Source organism: Methylobacterium sp. DB0501 (genome assembly GCF_011043735.1).
Lineage (GTDB): Bacteria > Pseudomonadota > Alphaproteobacteria > Rhizobiales > Beijerinckiaceae > Methylobacterium > Methylobacterium alsaeris.
The window spans coordinates 505,548-526,590 of record NZ_JAAKGV010000001.1; the positions used below are offsets into that span (position 1 = coordinate 505,548).

Here is a 21,043-nt window from a genome sequence, read left to right on the forward strand (position 1 = left end):
GGTGCTAACCAAAAGCAGCCACAGCGCCTCGTCCCAATGGTTGAACCCATCACGCCTCAGGAATTTCTCACGGAGCGTGATCGCAAAGACGGCGCTACAGATCGAGTAAAGCGAGAGTACGAACGACACCATTGGGAAATAATGCGCCCGGCCGTATAGCCCAATAATAGAGGAGACGCAGAGTTTTGTAGCGAAGCGTCGAAGCGTCAGGCGCGACTCGGCGTCTAGATGCGGCATCATGAATGCTCGCTGCCATCATCGCGCCGACTATGCGTTCGCGGGTCCCATCGATCAGCTCGCACGTGCGCGATAGCGCGGTGCGGCCTTCAAAAAAGTATGCCTGTCTCGATCAGCGCGCGCACCTGATCGCGTCGATCGAAGTCACGACCGAAGCCAAAGCCCGCCTCGAGGTTCCCGATCCGGGTGTACGACACCTCTCCTCGCGCGAAGAATATGCCTTTCTGATAAGTCGGCGTTAAGGTCAGCGACCAGGCACTGCTTCCGGGACCATAAAGCAAGTTCGTTGGCGCACACGACGCGTCCGATCCGCATCTTCCCCCGCTAGTCTTCAGATACTCAGCCCGCGCGCCGAGCGACCACTCCTTGTCGATCGCGTATTTAACGAGCAGCGCCCCGCCGTAGGTATCGGCGGAACGATTGATGCCGAGCTGATCATCGCGGCCAACGTGGCTGTATTGGAGATACGGCGTCAGCGTGAGCGGACCGCTCGTATGGGTGTAAATGAGATTGAAAATGCTGCTATTGTTCTGCGCCAAAGGCGTCGCGAAGGAGGATTTGTCATTACGCGATAGCGCACCAGCGCCGACGAAGCTCAGCGAATTCGAGGAATCAAACGCGTAGGAAAGCGTGCCCGAGAGCCAGTTCAGCTTTCCCGAAAAGTAGCCGTCGTTAAGCGAGACCGCCGCACTGACCGCTCCCTTGGCGTAGTTCACTTGAACGCCGCGGCTGATGGCCGGCTCCTGATTCCACAGCAAGCCGCGCTCGATATTGACGTTTTGGAAGGTGAACGTCGACTCCGCGCCGACCATCGTCGGCAGTAATCCGGCAGACACGGATAGTTCGGGCGATATCACCGCTTTCGCGTACGCCACCGGAACCGGACCAAAAAGCTGTTCTGTCGCTTCGGTCGCCTTCAGGTAAGACGTACCCAGCGAAGGGATGGAGTAAATGCCCGTCTGAACATAGAACTGTAGCGGGCCCCGGGTCGTTTGAAACTGGACTTGCGCGTTGCTGATATCGACGAAGCCATCGCGGTTGCCGATCCCGCCGGCGTGCGTTGCATTGGTCTGCGCGACGCCAATGCCCGTCACTTGGCCCGACACCAGAACCTGACCGAACGGTCCTGCCTCAAGCGCGATGGCGTCAGGATTAGGGACGAGGGGGCCAGCAAAACTGGGTGCCGGAACCGGATCTGCATATGCCGCGCTCGCGCCGAAGAGCGTAGCGCACGCCACTCCAAGCGCCAGGGTCGAGGGCGATGTCAACCACCGTTTGTGTCGCGGCGTCGACTTGCGAATAGCAGAGAAATCGGCAGGTCCGGGCATATTGCATCCCCATTTGATTGGGCAGATGCAGCGAAGCACTAATTTTACGCGTATAAAGTCGGCGCTTTATCTGACGCTGGGACGTAAGGATCGCATATATATTTGGGAGGGATCGGCACTGTTTGACGCCGCTTAGACCGCCTGGCGGTAATGGAACTCAGAAACGGCGGCTTCGACCATTATGCAGTAGCTGCTTGCCCGGACGTCAAGCTCAGCAGCCGACGAAAGGGCGGGTTGTCATTCTCGGTCGACCAAACCGCCGAGAAGGGCACCGCACACCCTTCGAGCCTCCGATAGGTGATGCCGGGGAACGACGTCTCCGCGACCGATTGGCTTGCTATCGAGATGCCCCTGCCAATCGCAACCAACTGCATCAGGGTCTGTGACGACACCCGGTCACGCTGTATCCGTGGCGAATATCCAATAGAGGAGAGGTGCCGGAAAACGAACGCTTCGATATCGCGTCCCGGCGTAGCTTCGGTCACCAGAAACTGCTTCAGCCGGATGTCACTCCACGCGATTTCGCTCTTCTTCGTGAGTGCATCACTCTCCGGCAAGACGACGAACACATCCTCGCTCCACAGCCGTTTGGTGGCAAGGCTTCCAGTGTCAAGCGGCGCGGCCATGAACGCGATATCGAGATTGCCGCGCTCCAGGTCCTCGAAGAGCTGTGTATGTGTGCCTTCCACAAACTCAAGCTGCACCGCTTCATGCTGCCGACAAAAGCGAATAAGGAGCTCCCCGAGAAACCCGGTTGCGAGCGGAGATGACAGGCCGACGCGAACCGTACCGGACCGGCCGCGACCTATCGTGCCGACATCGCCTACCGCGCGATCAATCTCGTTCAGCGCGGCTTGGGCATGCTCGACAAAAATCGAGCCAGCTTGCGTTAGCGAAACGCCCGACCTCTTGCGAAGAAATAGGCTGGAGCCCAGCCCGTCCTCCAAGTTTCTGACCTGTCGACTGATCGTCGACTCCCGCACCCCAAGGCGTGAGGATGCCTTGCGAAAGCTTCCAAACCGGGCGGCCGTCACAACGTATCGTATGTGCCTAAGTTCTAGCTCAAATGCCTTCACCGCCGGAGGGGCCGAGCTGTGCAGCGATGTCGGCGGCGATGGAAGCTACAGCGCATCTCGGCGTTACCTGTGATTGGAACGCGTCGAGTCGAACGCGATGCTATAGGAAGCTGCTTACCCCGCGTGACATAAGGATCGCGTAGAGTTTCGGGGGCGACCGCAAAGACCGCGTAAGACGCAGCCCTCATTCGCCAGTTCGAAAGCCTACTCTACTTCACTCGCATTCATCTATTCATGACCGGCCAAGAAACGTCGCAGGCGGTAGCTGTGACATGCTCCCTTACGCCATCCTTATACACGGGCGTAAAAACTCAGCGCCGCCTTTACGTGCAACGTCTTAAAGGCGTCCCGCAGACTGACACTAAACTGGAGCTGCAGCCAAAATGCTCAGCAACTTTCTGGCCGAGAAGCCGAGATCTGCGCGTCTACTGAGCCGCGTGCGTCCGCGCTCGCGCACGCAGAGACGATCTTTCGGCGTCGTCGCGCTGTTTGGAGAATCCTCGTGACCGAAACCCTCATGATTGGTCTGGCCGGCGCCTGCGCGGTCGGCCTCTTCATCTACCTTTTCTACGCCCTCATGAAGCCTGAGCGCTTCTGAGCATCAACGATCCATTCTAACCGGCAGGTGGCAAATATGGGCGACCTCATCTTCGTAGCGGTAACGCTCGGATTCTTCGCAATCACAGCAGGGTTCATCGTGGCCCTCGATCGAATTTGAGGGGGCTCTGATGGGATACGATCTGAATCAATTCATCGTCGTTCTGGCGATCATGACGGGCCTCGTCTTTGTGACTGGCCCGTGGCTCACGCGCATCTTCACCGCGCCTGGACACAATATTATCGAGCGCGGCACCTACCGGTTGCTGGGCGTCGATCCCGCCGAGCCGATGTCTTGGAAACGCTATGGCGCGGTGCTGCTCCTCAGCAACGCCGCCATGATGCTGCTCGGCTACCTGATTTTGCGCATCCAGCAACTTCTGCCCGGCGATTCGCTCGGTCGCTCTTCGCAGACACCCGACCTCGCGTTCAACACCGTCGCCTCGTTCATCACCAATACCAACTGGCAGGCCTATTCTGGCGAAACGAGCCTCTCGAACCTGTCGCAGATGGCGGTCATCACGTTCCTGATGACCGTCAGCGCCGCGACCGGCGTTGCCGCCGCGGGCGGCTTCATCCGGGGCCTTAGCCGCAAGAGCGCCGGCGACATCGGCAATTATTGGGTCGACTTCACGCGCGTCACCTACCGCCTGCTGCTCCCGGTCTGCTTCGTCCTTGCGCTCATCTATGTGTGGCAGGGCATGCCGCAGACGCTGACGGCCGACACGGTGGTCACGACGCTCGAAGGCGCTCGCCAGCAACTCATCATCGGGCCGGTGGCCAGTCTCGAGACCATCAAGCACATCGGCACCAACGGCGGTGGCTTCTTCGGCATGAACGCCGCGCATCCTTTTGAAAACCCGACACCGCTCACCAACACGCTGCACATCCTGAGCATGTTGTTGATCCCGTCGGCCCTGACCTACGTCTTCGGATCGATGATCGCCAACCGCAAGCAGGGTTGGTCGTTCTTCGCCGCCTTCTTCGTCATGTTCCTCGGTTTCCTAGCGCTGGTCTACGGCGCCGAGCATGCGGGCAATCCGATGCTCTCGCCGCTGGGAATTGATCAGGCGCAGACCGCAACGCTCGGCGGCGGCAACATGGAGGGTAAGGAACTTCGCTTCGGCATCGCGCAGACCAGCCTGTTCGTGACCACCACGACGGCGGCGACGACGGGATCGGTCGACTCGATGCACGCCTCGCTGACGCCGCTTGGCGGCCTCGTCCCGATCGCCCAGATGATGCTCAACAACGTGTTCGGCGGCGATGGCGTCGGCCTCATCAATCTCGTCACCTATGCAATTCTGACCGTCTTCCTGGTCGGCATGATGATCGGGCGAACGCCCGAATTCCTCGGCAAGAAGGTCGAGGCGCGCGAGATGAAGTTCGTGATGCTGGCTGTTCTGGCCCATGCCTTCAGCATCCTCGGTTTCACGGCGCTCGCATGCGTCATGCCCTCCACCGTCGACAGTCTGGCCAACATGGGGCCCCACGGTTTCAGCGAAGTGCTCTACGCCTATACCTCGGGCACCGCCAACAACGGTTCGGCCTTCGCCGGCTTCAACGCCAACACGCCCTTCTTCAACACAACCATTGGGCTCGCGATGCTGGTCGGGCGCTATCTGACCTTGCTGCCGATGCTGGCGGTCGCGGGCGTGATGGCGGCGAAGACGACGGTGCCGGCTGGCCCAGGGACGCTCTCGACCGCAACGCCGCTGTTCACAGGGCTTCTCGTGTTCGTGGTGTTGGTGGTCGGGGGTCTGACCTTCCTCCCCGCGCTCGCGCTCGGCCCCATCGTCGAGCATCTGCTGATGCTGTCTGGCACGACATTCTGAGGACATCGCCATGCACAACGATCAATCGACATCCGCCGACCTCTCTGCCACCTCCGCCTTCAAGGGCATCGCCCGGCCGGTGCTTGTTTCAGCCCTGCTATTCATGGTGGTGACAGGTCTGGCCTATCCGCTGGCGACAACCGGCGTCGCCAATCTGCTCTTCCCGAGCCAGGCTCAGGGAAGCCTGATCGAGAGAAACGGGCAGGCCATCGGGTCTCGCCAGATCGGACAATATTTCGCACGCCCGGAATATTTCCATAGTCGGCCAAGCGCCACGTCGGGTCCCGACCCGCAGGACCCCTCCAAGACGGTCGACCAGCCGTATAACGCTGGAGCCAGCGCCGCGAGCAACCAGGGTGTTCTCAGCAAGAAGCTCCTCACCGCGGTCGAAGAGCGCGCCATCGCCTACCGTCAGGAGAACGGACTGGCGGCCAACGCCGCCGTTCCGGTCGACGCGGTGACCGCGTCCGGCTCAGGTCTCGACCCGCATATCTCGATCGCCAACGCCAACATCCAGGCGCAGCGGGTCGCTCGCGCCCGAGGGGTGGCGGTGGACCGCGTCCTGGCGCTGATCAATGAGAATGTCGATCGACCGCAGTTCGGTCTGTTCGGCGACCCACGCGTCAATGTCCTTGCACTCAATCTCGCGCTCGACGCGGCTGCCGCGCCGGCCCGTCCGGCTGCCCAATAAAACCGAGGTGGCATCATGTCCGATCTAGAGACTCCTACGGCGCAGAGCGCCGCCGTCCTCGGCGGAAACGTCAAGCAAGTGCCGTGGGCATCAGTGGCCGCGGAAGCCTTCAAGAAGCTGTCACCGCGCGTTCAGATCAAGAACCCGGTGATGTTCGTCGTGTTTCTCGGCAGCATCGTCACAACTTTGCTTTTCATTCAGGCCGTGACCGGCAAGGGCGAGGCGTCCGCTCCCTTCATCTTCGCGATCGCCGCATGGCTTTGGTTCACGGTCCTTTTCGCCAACGCTGCCGAGGCCATGGCGGAAGGGCGCGGCAAGGCGCAGGCCGATGCGCTGCGCGCCACCCGCCAGCGCGTTCTCGCTCGGATGCTCAAGGAGCCGCGACGTGACGCCGAATCCTGGCCTCAGGCGAGCGACGAACTGGGTGTGGGAGCATACGTGCTTGTCGAGGCTGGCGAGATCATCCCGGCCGACGGCGAAGTGCTGCAAGGCGCAGCTTCGGTGGATGAGTCCGCAATCACCGGCGAGTCCGCCCCCGTCATCCGCGAGGCAGGCGGCGACTTCGCATCCGTGACGGGCGGCACACGCGTGCTTTCGGACTGGATTGTTGTCGAGGTCACTGCCAAGCCGGGCGAGGCCTTCCTCGATCGCATGATCGCGATGGTCGAAGGCGCTAAGCGTGGCAAGACACCCAACGAGATCGCACTCACGATCCTATTGGTCGCACTCACGATCATCTTCCTGCTCGTCTGCGTCACCCTCCTGCCGTTCTCTAGCTTCAGCACGATCATCAACGGCTCGGGCACGGTGGTGACGATCACGGTGCTCATTGCGCTTCTCGTTTGCCTCATCCCGACGACGATCGGAGCACTGCTCTCAGCCGTGGGCATCGCCGGTATGAGCCGGATGATGAAGGCCAATGTGCTGGCCACCTCTGGCCGCGCGATCGAGGCGGCGGGTGATGTCGACGTCCTCCTCCTCGACAAGACCGGCACGATCACGCTCGGCAATCGCGAGGCGACGAAGTTTCATCCCGCGCCCGGCATCAAAGAGCCCGCGCTGGCCGACGCGGCGCAGCTCGCATCCCTTGCCGACGAGACGCCCGAAGGGCGCTCTATCGTGATCCTGGCCAAAAACGCTTTCGGCATCCGCGGCCGCGAGCTTCAGGGCGCGGAGACAATCGGTTTCACCGCGCAAACCCGAATGAGCGGCATCAACATCGACGGCCGCCAGATCCGGAAAGGTGCGGCCAGTGCGATCCGCGCCCATGTCGAGGCGATGGGCGGTGTCTTCCCCAAGGAAGTGACCACGACCGTCGAAGAAGTTTCTCGCCGCGGCAGCACACCGCTCGTCGTTAGCGACGGAACCAATGTCCTGGGCGTGATCGAGCTCAAGGACATCATCAAAGGCGGGATCAAGGAGCGCTTCGCCGAGCTTCGCGCGATGGGCATCAAGACCGTGATGATCACCGGCGACAACCAGTTGACGGCAGCGACCATCGCGGCCGAAGCCGGCGTCGACGATTACTTGGCTGAGGCGACGCCGGAGGACAAGCTCCGGCTTATTCGCCAGTACCAGGCTGAGGGACGGCTCGTCGCGATGACCGGCGACGGCACCAACGACGCGCCCGCGCTCGCCCAAGCCGATGTCGCCGTCGCGATGAACAGCGGTACGCAGGCGGCCAAGGAAGCCGGCAATATGGTCGATCTCGACAGCAACCCAACCAAGCTGCTGCGCGTCGTCGAAGTCGGCAAGCAGATGATCATGACGCGCGGCGCGCTCACGACCTTTAGCGTCGCAAACGACCTGGCCAAGTATTTCGCGATCATTCCCGCCGCCTTCGTCGCGACCTATCCGCCGCTCGCCGCGCTCAACGTGATGGGACTGCACAGCCCGGCCTCGGCGATTCTCTCTGCGGTCATCTTCAACGCGCTGATCATCGTCGTGCTAATCCCGCTCGCCCTACGCGGGGTGAAGTATCGCGCCGAACCGGCGGCGCGGCTTCTCGGTCGGAACCTGCTCATCTACGGATTAGGCGGGATTATCGTGCCATTTATAGGTATAAAGCTCATCGACCTCGTGCTCACGCCGTTCTTTTAGACGAACGGCGTGCGGCACTGGCGTGAGGCAGTAGACGATGAACGATCAGCGACCTGATCCGGACGCTCTTCTGGAGGCCGTAAGAGGTAACGCAGAGCACTCCAAACGCGGACAGCTCAAGATTTTCTTCGGGGCCTGCGCTGGGGTGGGGAAGACCTTTGCGATGCTTCAAGCGGCGCGGCAGGCTCAGGCTGAGGGCGTGCGCGTCGGAATCGGCATCGTCGAGACGCACGGCCGCAAGGAAACCGAGGCGCTGATCGACGGCTTTGCCATTCTCCCGCGCAAGACGTTGCCGGGTAATGGCAGGCCTGTCACCGAGTTCGATCTCGATGGCGCCCTGGCGTCCGACTACAAGCTGCTGGTGGTCGACGAGCTTGCCCACACGAACGTCGCCGGCAGCCGCCATGCCAAGCGGTGGCAAGATGTCGAAGAGCTGCTCGACGCCGGCGTCGATGTCTACACCGCGCTCAACGTACAGCACCTCGACAGCCTCAACGACATCGTCGGCGGCATTATCGGCATTCGCGTCCGTGAAACCGTACCCGATCGCATTTTCGATTCCGCGACCGATGTCGTGCTGGTCGATCTGCCGCCGGACGATCTGCTCGCCCGCATGAACGCCGGCAAGGTCTACTTGCCCGTGTCAATCGAGCGCGCGCGTCAGAACTTCTTCCGCCGCGGCAATCTGATCGCGCTACGCGAGCTTGCGCTCCGCCGCGTCGCCGACCGGGTCAACGCCGATGTCCGGACCTACCGCGTCTCGCACGCGATCAAGACGGTCTGGCCGACGCAGGAATTGCTCATGGTCTGCGTCAGCGCGGATCGGTCCCAGGAAAAGCTCGTCCGTGAAGCCGGGCGCCTCGCCCAGCGGCTTCAGGCCAAATGGATCGTCGTCCACGTCGATCAGCCCTATCAAAATAATGACGCGCGATCCCGCGAGGCGCTGCTCGTCATCGCGAAGACGGCCCAATCAGCCGGCGCGGAGTTTGCAAATGTCCCTGGCCAAGACATTACCGAGGCGATCCTCGACTATGCTCGAAAGCGCAACGCCACCAAGCTCATCATCGGAAACACAGCTCGCCGACGCATATTTACGTTCAAACGTCGATTGCAGGAACGGCTTGCCCGCGCCAATCCGGAAATTGGGCTCCTGCTGCTGAGCGTTGACGAAGTCCGGGCGACCCGCCGAGTTCGTTGGATACCGGAGGAGCCGCAGACGCAGATCGCGGCGCTTGGCATCGCCACGCTCGCATGCGGCGCGGCGACCTTCCTCGCCTCCCAGCTCGTAGGCTTTTTCGATCTTTCCAACGTCGTCATGCTTTTCCTGGTGACGACCGTGTTCATCGCCTTGCGACTCGGCCGCCTCGCCGGGGCGTGGGCGTCCCTGCTTTCGGTAGGCTGCTTTGACTTCTTCTTCGTCGAGCCGAAGCTCTCGTTCGCGGTCACCGACACGCAATACATATTCACTTTCGCGCTTATGATGGTAGTCGCAGTCGTGATCAGCCAACTCGCGGCGCGCCTCCGATCGGAAGCTCGTGTAGCCCGTGCCGGAGAACGACGGGCGTCGGCCTTGGCCAGGATCGCCCGCGACCTCTCAAGCGCGATCAAGATTGACCAAGTTGTCGCGATTTGCCGGGAAGCGCTGACACCACTGTTCGAAGCGCGGATCATCCTCCTGGTTCCCGACAAGAACGAGCGCTTGATGCCTACCGAGGACCCCGGCCTTGTCGATACATCGACCGCACAATGGGCTTTCGATCATGGACAACAAGCGGGCCTTGGCACTCAGACCTTGAGCGCCGCCCACGCCCTGTACCTTCCCCTGAAAGCGTCGATGGCCATGCGCGGAGTGCTGGCGGTCGTGCCGGTCGGCGCGCCGCTGCCCGACGATCCGGACGATCGCCGTCTGCTTGATGCCTGCTGCTCGACCATTGGCCTCACGCTCGAGCGCATCCACTTCATGGAAGTCGCACAGGAAACCCTGGTCCGGATGGAGGGTGAGAAGCTCCGCAACGCGCTGCTGTCGGCCGTATCGCACGACCTCAAGACGCCGCTGACCGCGATCCGCGGCCTGGCCGAGACGCTCGAGCATCGCAAAGAGCTTCCAGTCGAAGATCGCAGTGACCTGGCGCGCTCGATCCGGGTTCAGGCCGACGAGCTCAAGCGCCTCGTTGCCAACCTGCTCGACCTGGCACGCATGCAAAGCGAAGGCGTGCGGCTCAACAAGGAATGGAATTCCTTGAGCGAGATCGTCGGCAGCGCCGTGTTACAATCGCGCGCGATCCTCGAACCTCGCAAGGTTCGCACCAATCTGCCGGCGGATCTTCCGCTCATAGAGGCCGATGCCACGCTCATCGAGCGCGTTCTTATCAATCTGTTCGACAACGCCGCCAAGTATACGCCGCGCGATAGCACGATAAACGTTCGGGCCGGTGCTACGGCGGACACCATGTATCTTATCGTTGAAGATAATGGCCCCGGGCTCCCCGTGCGGGATCCGGAAATGCTCTTCGAGCCGTTCGCGCGCGGGCAGAAGGAGTCGTCGGTCGCCGGCGTTGGATTGGGGCTCGCGCTCTGCCGCAGTATCATCACGGCTCACGGCGGAAGCATCCGAGCCGAACAGCGCAAACCAAACGGAGCTGCGTTCGAGATACGACTGCCGCTTGGGACGCCGCCTGCGATCGAAAGTGAACCGATCCATGATCAAGCCGCGCATTCTGATCGTTGAAGACGAAGCCGATATTCGGCGCTTTATCCGCATGGCGCTGGAAAAAGAGGGCATGAATGTCTTCGAGACGGCGACGGCCGAAGAGGCGCGGCTGAATGCGGGCAGTCGCAAGCCCGACCTGATGATCGTCGATCTCGGACTACCCGACGGCGACGGCAAGACGCTGATCCGGGAAGTGCGCGGCTGGATGTCAGCGCCCGTTCTCGTACTATCCGCGCGCGAGCAGGAAACCGAAAAGGTGGAGGCGCTTGACGCCGGCGCCGACGACTATCTGGTCAAGCCGTTTGGCGTGCCCGAACTCCTGGCGCGAGTGCGGGCACAACTGCGGCGCGCCGGCACCGTATCGAACGGCGGCGCAGCGTCGCCCGTAGCCAAGTTCGGGTCGGTCACCATCAATCTTGCCACGCACGAAGTTGCGCGCGCGGGCATACCCGTCCATCTCACGCCCAACGAGTTTCGACTTCTGACGGCGTTGGTCCGTGGCCACGGCAAGGTGCTAACCCACCGCCAACTGCTTATGGAGGTGTGGGGTCCCGGATACTCAGAACGCGCCCATTACCTCCGCATCTACATGGCGCAGCTCAGGCAAAAGCTCGAAGAGGAGCCGTCGCAGCCCCAGCACCTCCTGACGGAATTGCAGGTCGGATACCGCTTGTCCGGCCTGGAGGCCGCCGAGGCACGTCATAGCTGAGGCTGAACAACCGGATCAATCCGACAATCCGCAAGGACCAGATCATGGCCGAAAATCAGAATGAAACTGTCATCGAATTGGCCACCGACGGCCGTATCGAGAAAGCTGACGTCGAAACCGCCATGCGGCAGCTTGATACGGCGCTTGAGCGCGGCGACACCGTCCATGTCTTCGCGGAAGTCCGCAACTTCAAGGGCATGTCCTCGGAGGCGTGGCGTAGCGATCTTGGCAATGCGTTCCGCTACTTGGCACGGCTCAGACAATTCGGACGGATCGCCATCGTCAGCGACCAGGCTTGGATCCGTAACGCCGCCCGGATCGAAAACGCCTTGCTGCCCTATGTCAGCTATCAGTCCTATACGCCCGATCGTCGGGAGCACGCCCTCGCCTGGGTTCGCGGTGACGTCGATTGCGCGCATCCTGAAAGCCTGCGGGTCTTAGAGAACGGTGATTCCGATATTTTCACCTTCGAGATCGACGGGCGCATCACCAGCGCGGATGCGCGCAATCTCGCCGAGAGGCTTTCGGCCGCGTTCAGCGGCGGGGGCGGTCGCCGTCTCCTCGGCATCGTCCGTCACTACGACGGCTTCGAGCCGTCGCTGCTCGTTGATACGAGGCTGCTCGAACTGAAGATCGGACTGTTACGCCATATCGAGCGATATGCGCTCGTCGGCGGGCCCGACTGGATAAGTCGCCTCACCAACCTCTTCGATCCGCTGCTCAAGATGGAAGCCCGTCATTTCGCGGCTGGCGACGAAGAGGCTGCACGGGCCTGGTTGCGCCGCCATGGCGGCTGAAGAAGAGCCCGTCCCCGCCAGCCCATCGGAGACTGCTTCCTCGGTCCGGAGCACCAACGCGAAGAGCGTCGATCCGGTATCGGACGAAGCATATTTCGCCCGCCGGGCGGCACAGGAACTGGAGTTAGCGGCCAACGCTTCAGATGTAGCGGTCAAGAGACTTCATCTCGATCTCGCCGCGCGATATGCAACGCGCCGCGAGTTGGCTGCGCGAGACGTCGAGGCGAGTCATCCAATCGGTCGAACATGATTTTACCGCCGGCCGCCGAGAGCGAGGTCAAGCCCCGACCAGAGGTGCTCCCCAAGCCGGCATCGACCGCAATGTCCGCGCCGCTTAGAACCACGGCGAGCCAATCAGCCCGACGTCACAAGCGCTGTAGCCGCACACAATCGTCGGTCATCGCGATGACGACTGCAGGTCGGGCGACTAAGCTCGGGCCGCACCTCCTCATACAGAAAGAGGACTGATGCCAGTCATCGCAGCGTATCTCTACCGCGACGGTCGTCGGATTCGCGAGGTCGACATCGGCGAACGGGTTGATTGCCCGACGGATCGCTCCGAGTTCGTTTGGATAGGCTTGTCGGACCCATGCGCGGAGGACGTCATGGCATTACAGGCCCTCTACAATCTTCACCCACTCGCGGTAGAAGACTCGCTCAAAGACGGCCAGTTGCCGAAGGTCGATATCTACGGCGATCAGTTGTTCCTGATCGCGCGCACCGCGCAACTGGACGACGGCGTCATTGCCTACGGACAGACCGCCGTGTTCCTCGGTCACAGTCACATCATCACGGTGCGGCAAGGCTCAACCCGATCACACCTTCCGCTGCGCAAGCACCTGGAAGAGTCGCCAGATCTCCTCGGCCAAGGCACGGACTATGTGTTGCACGCAGTGCTGGATTTCATCGTCGACGGGTACATTCCACTGGTCGAGTCGCTCGAGGAAGAAGTCTCGGCTATGGAGCAGCGCACGCTCGACGCCTTCTTGGGTCGAACCGAGATCGCCCGAATATTCACGCTTCGGCGTCAGCTCACTCGCTTTGGACACATCCTGATACCCATGGAGGAGGTGGCCCGTAAGTTAGCTCAGACCAACCATCCTTGCATCGATGCCGAGGCTCGCCACTATTTCGGCGATGTGCTGGATCACGTGCGGCGGGTGGAGACGATGAACACTGGTCTCCGCGAGGTGCTGACTTCCGTTTTCGAGTTCAGCAATCTGATGGAGCAACAACGCACTGGCGCCATCACCCGCCAACTGGCGGCATGGGCGGCGATCCTGGCCGTGCCGACTGCCTTGGCTGGCATTTACGGGATGAACTTCGAGCATATGCCCGAGTTGCATTCCGTCTATGGCTACCCTGCGGTTATGTCGATCATCGCCGTGATATGCCTTACACTCTACCGGCGCTTCCGAAAAACTGGATGGCTATAGCCCACACTACTTAAGGCCAAAGACGCGGCATACCTCACGGCTGCCGACTTAGGAAGTAAGGCGCATATATACACCATCTTTACGTCTAGCCCGAAAATCTGATCTCGAATCTTTATGATCGTGCCTTTAGTTGGATTGCCGCCACCATGGAGGGCGGCATGCCAATCGCAGCAACTGATGCAAGGAATGCAGGGTTACGACTAGCGGGCTTGCTGGGCGTGATCATTGCCGCACTTGCGTTGAGCCGCCTGTACGCACTTGTCCATGTGCTTCCGCTGCATGAAGCCACGCCCTTTGAGATGCTTCTGGCGGCGTTGGGCTTCGTCGGCATGAGCGCGGGCAGCGCCTTGCTCGTGCTCGGTCGCCACATCTTTGATCAGATCGAGCTACCGAGGCGCTCTCCGGCGAACCCTCTCCACATTCCCTCCGAGAAGGCCTCGCACGCAATGAGATGGACCGTGGCGCCCGCCAATCCATCATCGGTGTCTCCGCGCCCGCCGCGCGCCAGCAACCATGTTCTGCTGCGGGGAGCACGATGAGGCACAATGATGAATCCAGAAGGCCTCCTGATGCTCCTGCTCATCATCGGCGGGTTGCTGTGGTTGAACATCTACCTCCGCGTAAAGCTGTTTCTGGCGAGCCGCCGGGACAGGCGCAAAGCAACAAAAGACCGCGGATCGGAGGAACGCTCCGCCTGAAAAAATCGCAAACATGATTGGAGCAGCCGCGATCAACCTGAGAGCAAGCGAACTTCGATCAACGTCGCGGCTTCGATTGACCGTCCGCTCGGTTTCACGGAATGACCAATGTCTGGCGCGTCCGTCTTCATCATCTTCTTGGCAGTGCTCTTGATTGCAGCACGCCTGTTGCTTCGCCCGGAGCGCCGACCGCCGGTCCCCGCGAGCGAAAAAGCCGAAGGCATTCCACGTAGCGATAGACCAGTTGGAACACGCCCTACAACGTTTGAGCCAAGCAAAAATCGCCGCTTTCTCAAGTTGTCCGCCCCTTCCGGTGGGCCTCAAAAGAGGCTCTCACATAGCCTGCGCGACGCTTGCAGTCATTTCACCGGCGGCAGCACATCGGCATCGCTTCGGATCGGACTGGACGCCTCCCTGAGCTATGGCCCACTTCGAAACGTGCTCGCTCGGCTCCAAAAAACAGAAGCAGCAATAGATGTACGTTTTGTCGAGGGTGACGGCGACGATATCGCCGATCAAGTTGCGCGCGGAACAATTGACGTCGCTTTCATACAAGAGCGGGTGGATAAAGCGTCCATCGTGTCCGAGCACTGCTGGAACGAGACGATCGTAGTAGCCTTGCCGGAGGGTCATCGGCTCGCCGGTCACCACGCCCTTCGTCGCGAAGCACTCAGATGCGAAACGTTTCTGATGGCGATCGATGAAACGCGCGTCATCCGCACGGCGAACGAAATAGCGACAATACTCGAAGGCCGGCCACGGTTGATCATTCCAACCCAGGTCCATCGCGACACTCTCATGCATCTCGTAGGATTGGGGTTCGGGATCGCGCTGACACGCTCTTGCGCACTAGGCGTTTATTACCCCGGCGTCATCTACCGACCGATCAGCGCTCCGGAGCCTCACGCTGCGGTCTACGCAATATGGCGGCCGGAGACCCTCTCGCCAGAGGCGTCAGTTCTGCTCGCCTATGCCCAGGCCGAAGGCCGTCAAGGAGCGGTGGAGTGATCGCCCCGTCAACCCATGCTGCGCGCCGCCGCCTGAGCTTCCTTCGGCTCATAAGGGCTTTTGCACCGACCTCGCCCAGGGTGCTATAGGATGCCGCCCCTCAGCATTCTTTCCGCGGCCGTTAAGATCATCGGCGTCTCAGGCCTGATCGGCCTGCTCGTGGCGGCTCATCATATACCAGCGGCCGCGACGCCGTTGCGCGCGGTCGCCTTGCTTTGGTTTCTTGCGCTCGGGATCATCTACGTTCTGATCCCGGGGAAACGAAGCGGGCGCTCCTTCCTTGGTCGCCGTCCATGGCGGTGAACAGCTTTCACGCTGATGTCGGCGACTGGATCCTCATGCTCGCGCGCTTCGCTTTGCTCGTGTCGCTAGTGGCGTTGTTCGTACGGCGACGCCAAGTCACACGAGGCATAATGGCGAAGCTCGACACGCTCGCGAAGTCTCGGCTCATCAACAAAGCCAAAGATCGGTCTGTAACCGAGGCTCCACAAGAACCTCTAGCTGGAGATCGAGGTCGGCTTAATGGATCTCAGGACGAGAAAGACTGAAAGCGAAGATCTTAGACGAAGCTAATCTGCCCTAACGCAATATTTGCGCGGTTTGGCCCGATCATACGCCATCCTGATGTCGGTCGAGCTACCGTTCGTTGCATTGGCCTCGCGCGGCCGTGACCGGCGAGCCTTGGAGCAATGATAGGGCACTCGCCGACCATGTGGGAAGCGGTCACGCGATTCCGGTGGATGAGGTTGTTGCGTGAGCAGGATAGCCGCTCGCGGATACACCTCCGCGCGTTTTGCGGGCAAGTCGGATTGATCCTCCTACTCTGCGCACCAACCTTTGCGCTCGATCATCGGCCGCCCTTTCTTTTCCTGTTCTTCGTGCATTTAATGTTTGCTGCATCCGCGCTCGTTCTCGTTGGGGTGGCGCTGGTCACGCGACAGCCAGTTTCGCGTACGAGCCTCTGCATGTGGGATCACGTCTTCGCCATGTTGCTCCTGATGCTGATCAGCTCCGCGGGACTCAGAATGCTGGTCAGCTAAGGCCGTGCGCTCGCCGTTCTCAGCCAAATCGGGTTCACCGGGTTACGTAACACATCGCTCTGAGGCTCGCGGGGCGATTGACGGGGCTAGGGCCGCAGCCCATGGTCGCTTGGTTATGCAAGCGTCGAAGGCTCACGTCCGATTCTGCAATCGCGGGTGCCAGCTCATGTCGGGCTGTTAGCCCCGGGTCCGGACGTTCGCGTGCTGGGTTCGGGGTAAGGGCATAGCCCGATCCGCCACGCCTCGCCAGCGTTCGCAACCCTCACACTACGAGCCTTCGTCATGACCCTTGTTAAAGCTGCCGCGCGCCCTCCCATTCATATGATCGACACCGAAGCCGATGCGCTGTCCGATCTCGGAATGCGTGCCCACGCCCGCCAGTCAGATGTTAGCCGCCTGTTGATGGCCGAGATCGAACGCGCCAGGATTCACACCGCCGAGGACATTCCTCCTGACGTCGTTACCATGCGTTCGACGGTCGAGTTTGTCGATCAGGCAACCGGCACCCGTCGTACCGTCGAACTTGTCTACCCTGCCGAGGCCGATATTGCTGCGAACCGGATCTCCGTACTCACTCCTGTCGGCGCCGGGCTCATCGGCTTGCGCGAAGGTGACTCAATACTCTGGCCAGATCGCGATGGACACGAGCGCACGCTGAGCGTGGTCAAGGTGATACAACCGGTGCGAGGCGCGAAAGCAAAAGGTCGGTGATCGCGACCCCGGCGGCCGATTCGACCGCCTACTTGATGAGCCTAAGGCCGGCTGACGACCGAAGAGCTGCGATTGGCGTTATTGCGCCGCTAGCTCTACGCGAGATCCAAAGGGTTTCAGCATTTGTTTGGCGGCAGGCCGCGCAGACATACGGTCGTACCAACCGCCCACCGAGGGCCGTTGCGGCACGTTTAGCCATGGCGTCTCTGGCCCGGCCGCAGCCATAAAGCCGTATAGAATGATATCCGCCATGCTCAAATTCTCGCCCGCAATGAAGGCCTTTTCCGCCATCTCATCGTCGAGCATGTTGAGCCCGCGTTCGGCGATCAGCCGGTTTGAGTGCATGGCTTCAAGCTGAAGGATTCGGTTGCCCCGATAGGCTTCGACCGCGATGTCCGACCCTCGGAACCATGCAACGAAATGGGAAATTATCTCCAAGTACATTCGCCGAGTCCACATGTGCACCTCAGCGCGCTCAATGGGCGAGTTGCCGCACAGGTGCCGGCCACCTTGAGCGATTTCATCGAAGTAGCCGCAGATCGCCGTTATCTCGGTAATCACACGACCATCATCCAACCGGAGGGCTGGTAATTCTCCGCGAGCGTTTACGTTCTCGAGATACGGACGACGGCGGTTCTCTAGTGCGGCAAGGTCAATAGTCTCCACATCGAAAGAAAGCCCTCCACGCTCAAGTACAAAAAGGCGGACAGTGGTCGGGTTCGGTCCAGGTTGCTTGGCGTCATAAAAAATCAAGATCCATCTCCTCATCAAGACGCGACACGGCGGTATGCTCCACCCCCTCGTCCTTGCCTTCCCGCACCCCAGTTTTCCGGAAGGCGACACATCCGTTAGAATGCAGGCCAGCGACAAAATCACCCGATGCGCGGGAAAAAGGGCAAGTCCTCGGAAAACTTGAGCAAGATGTCGTATATCGACCTCATGCTCGCTAGCGTTGCGAAGATCAGTCCATTGTTGTCGATTGGAAGCTTCGAAGATGTATGATCCAGCTAGCCTGGCGTGTCAGAATGCACTCGGTGGTGTCGTCTTGGAAACGAGCCGGGCCGTAGGATGGCGCTCTCTGCTGGTCGAACGCCGGCGATGGACTGCGGGTGAGATCGAGCTAAGTGGGACGCCGTCGCCAGATCTCCGTCTCGCAGTAGCGTTAGGCCCGACGCATTACGCCGAAGTGTTCTCAGCCGGGAAGTGGCGCGGTTCAAAAGTCCGCCGTGGCACAATCGGCGTTACGGCGCCCGGTGACACGGATCGGCTCCGGTGGAGCGCCCAAACAGCACTGGAAGCCACCAGCCTCTATATATCTCAAGCAATTCTTGCAGCGGCATCTGACCAGCTGCGAATATCGGGCGCTCATGGCGCGAACATCGCAAGCGCGAAGCCTATTTTTGCGGATGCGGCGGTGACGGGCGTGGTAAGCAGCCTAATTTCCGGCATGCGACGCGGTGCTCCGGAAATTTATGCAGAGTCGTGCGTATGCTGGCTAGCGATGCATCTAATGTTGATGCACGGCAGGATTGATCCTCTGACCCATTTCGCAGGGCAGGAAGGCATCACCGACAAGCGCCTATTGCGCGCCGTGGACCTAATTCGAATGCGGTATGCCGAGAATCTCACCCTAGACGAGCTTGCGTCGGTAGCTTGTGTGAGCAAGTTCCACTTTTCTCGACTGTTTAGGAAGCGGACTGGGCTGTCTCCCCACGCGTTTATCATGGAGGAACGAATGAAGACCGCTCGTGCCCTCCTGCTTGAGACTGATCTGCAGGTAGCCGAGGTCGCTCGGAGAGTTGGATACGCGCGTGCCTCAGCGTTCAGCGTTGCCTTCCGAAGCATAGTTGGCACTACGCCGTCTGATTTTCGCGTCGAGGCGCTACAATCAGACGTGACTTAGAATAGCGACGAACGAGCGGAACGCGCCCTCCGCCTGCAGGCGCCGGCTTTCCGCTTCGAACACGCGGCATGCGCGCTTAAGCTCCTGCGGCCTAGCATCCGGCAGGGTTGCACGAAGGACATCCTCGACCTTCTCCGACCATTGGACGAGTGTTCGGGAAACATCAAAAGTGGTCGTTGCCACGGCCTAAGTCCCTTCGCGACGGTCTTTATAGGCCATACGGTGCCGAGTGGCTCCCCAAGCCAATGTCGACTCCGTCGATCGGCAACTCCAGCGCACGGACACGAACCGGAGGGCCCGCCTTGCATCAGGCATTGAAACCGCCATCCGCCGTGATGGCGGACCCAGTCATAAAGCCGGCCGCGGGGCTCGCAAGGAAGCTCACGACCGATGCGATCTCATGTGGCTGGCCGACACGCTTGAGCGCAGTGAAGTCGATATTGACGTCGTTGAGCGCTCCATCGGCGGGGTTAAGGTCGGTCCTGATCGGCCCGGGCTGGACGAGGTTGACGGTGATGTTGCGGGTCCCAAGCTCGCGGGAGAGCCCGCGCGTGAGGGCAAGCTGCGCCGACTTGGTCACCGCGTACATCGTCAGCTGCGGAAACGGAACGCGCTCGGCGATGTTCGAGCCGATGAAGATGATGCGACCGCCCTCGGGCAGGTGCGGGATCACGGTCTGCGCCACCAGCACGGCGCCGCGGACATTGATATGCAGGAGGGTATCGATGTCGTCGAGGCTTAGCTCGGCAATCGTGCCGGTACGCGCGGTTCCGGCGTTGTTCACCAGGATGTCCAGACCGCCGAGCTTCGCGACCGCTTCTGCGACGAGACGCTTCACCGCTGCTGGATCAGCATTGTCGGCCTGGACCGCAAAGCCCCGCCGCCTTTTCGCTTCGATCTGTCGGACGATGTCCGCCGCGCTGTCGGCGTCGTTCTGATAGCTGAAGGCGACATCTGCGCCCTGGTTAGCCAGCTCGACCGCGATCGCCGCGCCGATGCCGCGCGAACCGCCCGTCACCAGGGCGCGCTTGCCGTTGAGGTCAGTCATGGATGATCTCCGGTATTGGCGGCGTGCGAGCCGCGAGTGTGTTAGATGAAGCAAGCGCTCGACGGCGGATCAGTCGGCCCGGACAATCAGCTTCTTGCCGCTGTGGCTGCCGTCGAAAAGCTTCAGGAAGGTTTCGGGCAGGCTCTCGAAGCCTTTGATGAATTCCTCGCCGTAGATGATCCTGCCGCTCGTCACCAACGGCGTCATTTCCGCGAGGAATTCTGGAAACGTGTCCAGCACGTAAGGCGTCGCGAACGCCTTGATGCTGACGAAGCGGTAGTGGATCAGCGTGATCATCCGAGGCAGATAGTTGGTGCCCTTAGGCAGCTCGGTGTCGCTGTAATCGGCGATGGTCCCGCAGAGCGTCATCTTCGCGTCAGTGTTGAAATGCTCCATCAGCACCGGGAAAAGCGGGCCGCCGACATTCTCGAAAAACGCGTCGATGCCGTTGGGCAGTGCGCGGGCAACCTGCTGCTCAAGGTCGTCGGCCTTGTAGTCGATCGCTTCATCCAGGCCGAGCTCGCGCTTGAGGAAAGCCACCTTCTCCGGTCCGCCGGCTACACCGACGACGCGAAAGCCCCGCAGCTTGCCGAGCTGCGCCGCGGTCGAGCCCACCGATCCCGCCGCACCGGTGACGACCAGCGTGCCGCCGGGCTTGAAGTCGTGGACCTTGGTCATGCCGTACCAGGCGGTGAAACCGGTAAGGCCGAGAGGCCCGAGCGCGGTCGAGAGGGGCGCGATATTCGGATCGAGCTTGCGAAGGTCGGAGCCGTCCGACACCGCATAGTCCTGCCAGCCCGTCCAGGTCTGGACGTGATCGCCCACCGCGAAGTCCGGGTTGCGGCTCTCCTCGACCACCGCCACCGTCGGCCCGCCCATCGGATCGCCGATCTCGATGACCGGCCATTCGGACGAGCCGTTGCCCATCAGGTTGCGCTGATAGGGATCGATCGAGAACAGCGTGTTGCGAAAGAGCACCTCGCCGTCCTTCGGCGACGGGATCGCGCTTTCCACGAGCTCGAAGTCGCTGAGCCTGGCCTGGCCCTGGGGGCGGGCGGCGAGCGTGAACTGGCGGTTGGTCTTCCTCGTCATGCGAAATTCCTCGTGAAGCTTGATCGT

At 61.1% G+C, this 21,043-nt stretch carries 19 protein-coding genes; 14 read left to right on the forward strand and 5 right to left on the reverse strand.

The genetic code is table 11. The annotated features are described in order from the left end of the window. Positions 1–326: 326 nt before the first annotated feature. A complete protein-coding gene (locus G4G93_RS02360) occupies positions 327–1,565 on the reverse strand; it encodes an outer membrane beta-barrel protein (RefSeq protein ID WP_099957421.1) in 1,239 nt (412 codons plus the stop codon). Positions 1,566–1,744: 179 nt separating this feature from the next. Continuing rightward, positions 1,745–2,641, reverse strand: coding sequence for a LysR family transcriptional regulator (locus tag G4G93_RS02365; protein ID WP_099957420.1), 897 nt, complete (start codon positions 2,639–2,641; stop codon positions 1,745–1,747). Positions 2,642–3,143: 502 nt separating this feature from the next. On the opposite strand from G4G93_RS02365, the gene kdpF reads away from it, so the two are divergent. The 13 genes from kdpF to rnk all read left to right on the forward strand — a co-directional run bounded on the left by kdpF (position 3,144) and on the right by rnk (position 16,973). Beyond that, positions 3,144–3,239, forward strand: coding sequence for a K(+)-transporting ATPase subunit F (kdpF, locus tag G4G93_RS02370; protein ID WP_206289431.1), 96 nt, complete (start codon positions 3,144–3,146; stop codon positions 3,237–3,239). A 130-nt stretch (positions 3,240–3,369) separates the two neighbouring features. Beyond that, positions 3,370–5,073, forward strand: coding sequence for a potassium-transporting ATPase subunit KdpA (gene kdpA / locus G4G93_RS02375; protein WP_099957419.1), 1,704 nt, complete (start codon positions 3,370–3,372; stop codon positions 5,071–5,073). A gap of 10 nt (positions 5,074–5,083) precedes the next feature. After that, on the forward strand, positions 5,084–5,764 hold the full coding sequence (gene kdpC / locus G4G93_RS02380; protein WP_099957418.1) for a potassium-transporting ATPase subunit KdpC: 681 nt from the start codon (positions 5,084–5,086) through the stop codon (positions 5,762–5,764). A gap of 78 nt (positions 5,765–5,842) precedes the next feature. Continuing rightward, on the forward strand, positions 5,843–7,864 hold the full coding sequence (gene kdpB / locus G4G93_RS02385; RefSeq protein ID WP_395413620.1) for a potassium-transporting ATPase subunit KdpB: 2,022 nt from the start codon (positions 5,843–5,845) through the stop codon (positions 7,862–7,864). A 37-nt stretch (positions 7,865–7,901) separates the two neighbouring features. Continuing rightward, positions 7,902–10,592 carry a sensor histidine kinase gene (locus tag G4G93_RS02390; RefSeq protein ID WP_099957416.1) on the forward strand — a complete coding sequence of 897 codons (2,691 nt, stop codon included), beginning with the start codon at positions 7,902–7,904 and terminating at the stop codon, positions 10,590–10,592. Next, on the forward strand, positions 10,564–11,283 hold the full coding sequence (locus tag G4G93_RS02395; RefSeq protein ID WP_099957415.1) for a response regulator: 720 nt from the start codon (positions 10,564–10,566) through the stop codon (positions 11,281–11,283). The genes G4G93_RS02390 and G4G93_RS02395 overlap by 29 nt, the downstream gene beginning before the upstream one ends. Before the next feature lie 44 nt (positions 11,284–11,327). After that, entirely contained in the window at positions 11,328–12,080 is a 753-nt protein-coding gene (locus G4G93_RS02400; RefSeq protein WP_099957414.1) for an STAS/SEC14 domain-containing protein, read from the forward strand. 467 nt (positions 12,081–12,547) lie between these two features. Then, on the forward strand, positions 12,548–13,516 hold the full coding sequence (locus tag G4G93_RS02405; RefSeq protein ID WP_099957413.1) for a magnesium and cobalt transport protein CorA: 969 nt from the start codon (positions 12,548–12,550) through the stop codon (positions 13,514–13,516). 209 nt (positions 13,517–13,725) lie between these two features. After that, the gene (locus G4G93_RS02410) at positions 13,726–14,055 is read left to right on the forward strand and encodes a hypothetical protein (RefSeq protein WP_123834561.1); all 330 of its coding nucleotides are present in this window, start codon (positions 13,726–13,728) and stop codon (positions 14,053–14,055) included. Between the two features lie 30 nt (positions 14,056–14,085). Further along, positions 14,086–14,214 (forward strand): hypothetical protein, encoded by a 129-nt coding sequence (locus G4G93_RS36370; protein WP_275298328.1) that lies wholly within the window; start codon positions 14,086–14,088, stop codon positions 14,212–14,214. A 108-nt stretch (positions 14,215–14,322) separates the two neighbouring features. Next, positions 14,323–15,222: a LysR family substrate-binding domain-containing protein gene (locus G4G93_RS36675; RefSeq protein WP_099957412.1), complete on the forward strand. Its 900-nt coding sequence runs from the start codon at positions 14,323–14,325 to the stop codon at positions 15,220–15,222. A 90-nt stretch (positions 15,223–15,312) separates the two neighbouring features. Continuing rightward, a complete protein-coding gene (locus G4G93_RS02420; RefSeq protein ID WP_123834559.1) occupies positions 15,313–15,525 on the forward strand; it encodes a hypothetical protein in 213 nt (70 codons plus the stop codon). A 1,019-nt stretch (positions 15,526–16,544) separates the two neighbouring features. Beyond that, positions 16,545–16,973 carry a nucleoside diphosphate kinase regulator gene (gene rnk, locus G4G93_RS02425; protein WP_099957410.1) on the forward strand — a complete coding sequence of 143 codons (429 nt, stop codon included), beginning with the start codon at positions 16,545–16,547 and terminating at the stop codon, positions 16,971–16,973. Between the two features lie 78 nt (positions 16,974–17,051). On the opposite strand, the gene G4G93_RS02430 is transcribed toward rnk, so the two are convergent. After that, positions 17,052–17,726, reverse strand: coding sequence for a glutathione S-transferase family protein (locus G4G93_RS02430; protein ID WP_165080823.1), 675 nt, complete (start codon positions 17,724–17,726; stop codon positions 17,052–17,054). An 853-nt stretch (positions 17,727–18,579) separates the two neighbouring features. Between G4G93_RS02430 and G4G93_RS36680 the strand changes: the two genes are divergently transcribed. Further along, positions 18,580–18,876 (forward strand): helix-turn-helix transcriptional regulator, encoded by a 297-nt coding sequence (locus G4G93_RS36680; RefSeq protein ID WP_395413623.1) that lies wholly within the window; start codon positions 18,580–18,582, stop codon positions 18,874–18,876. A 307-nt stretch (positions 18,877–19,183) separates the two neighbouring features. On the opposite strand, the gene G4G93_RS02440 is transcribed toward G4G93_RS36680, so the two are convergent. Both G4G93_RS02440 and G4G93_RS02445 read right to left on the reverse strand, forming a co-directional pair. Then, on the reverse strand, positions 19,184–19,924 hold the full coding sequence (locus G4G93_RS02440; protein WP_099957407.1) for an SDR family NAD(P)-dependent oxidoreductase: 741 nt from the start codon (positions 19,922–19,924) through the stop codon (positions 19,184–19,186). A 69-nt stretch (positions 19,925–19,993) separates the two neighbouring features. Next, positions 19,994–21,016 carry an NADP-dependent oxidoreductase gene (locus G4G93_RS02445; RefSeq protein ID WP_099957406.1) on the reverse strand — a complete coding sequence of 341 codons (1,023 nt, stop codon included), beginning with the start codon at positions 21,014–21,016 and terminating at the stop codon, positions 19,994–19,996. Positions 21,017–21,043: the final 27 nt, after the last annotated feature.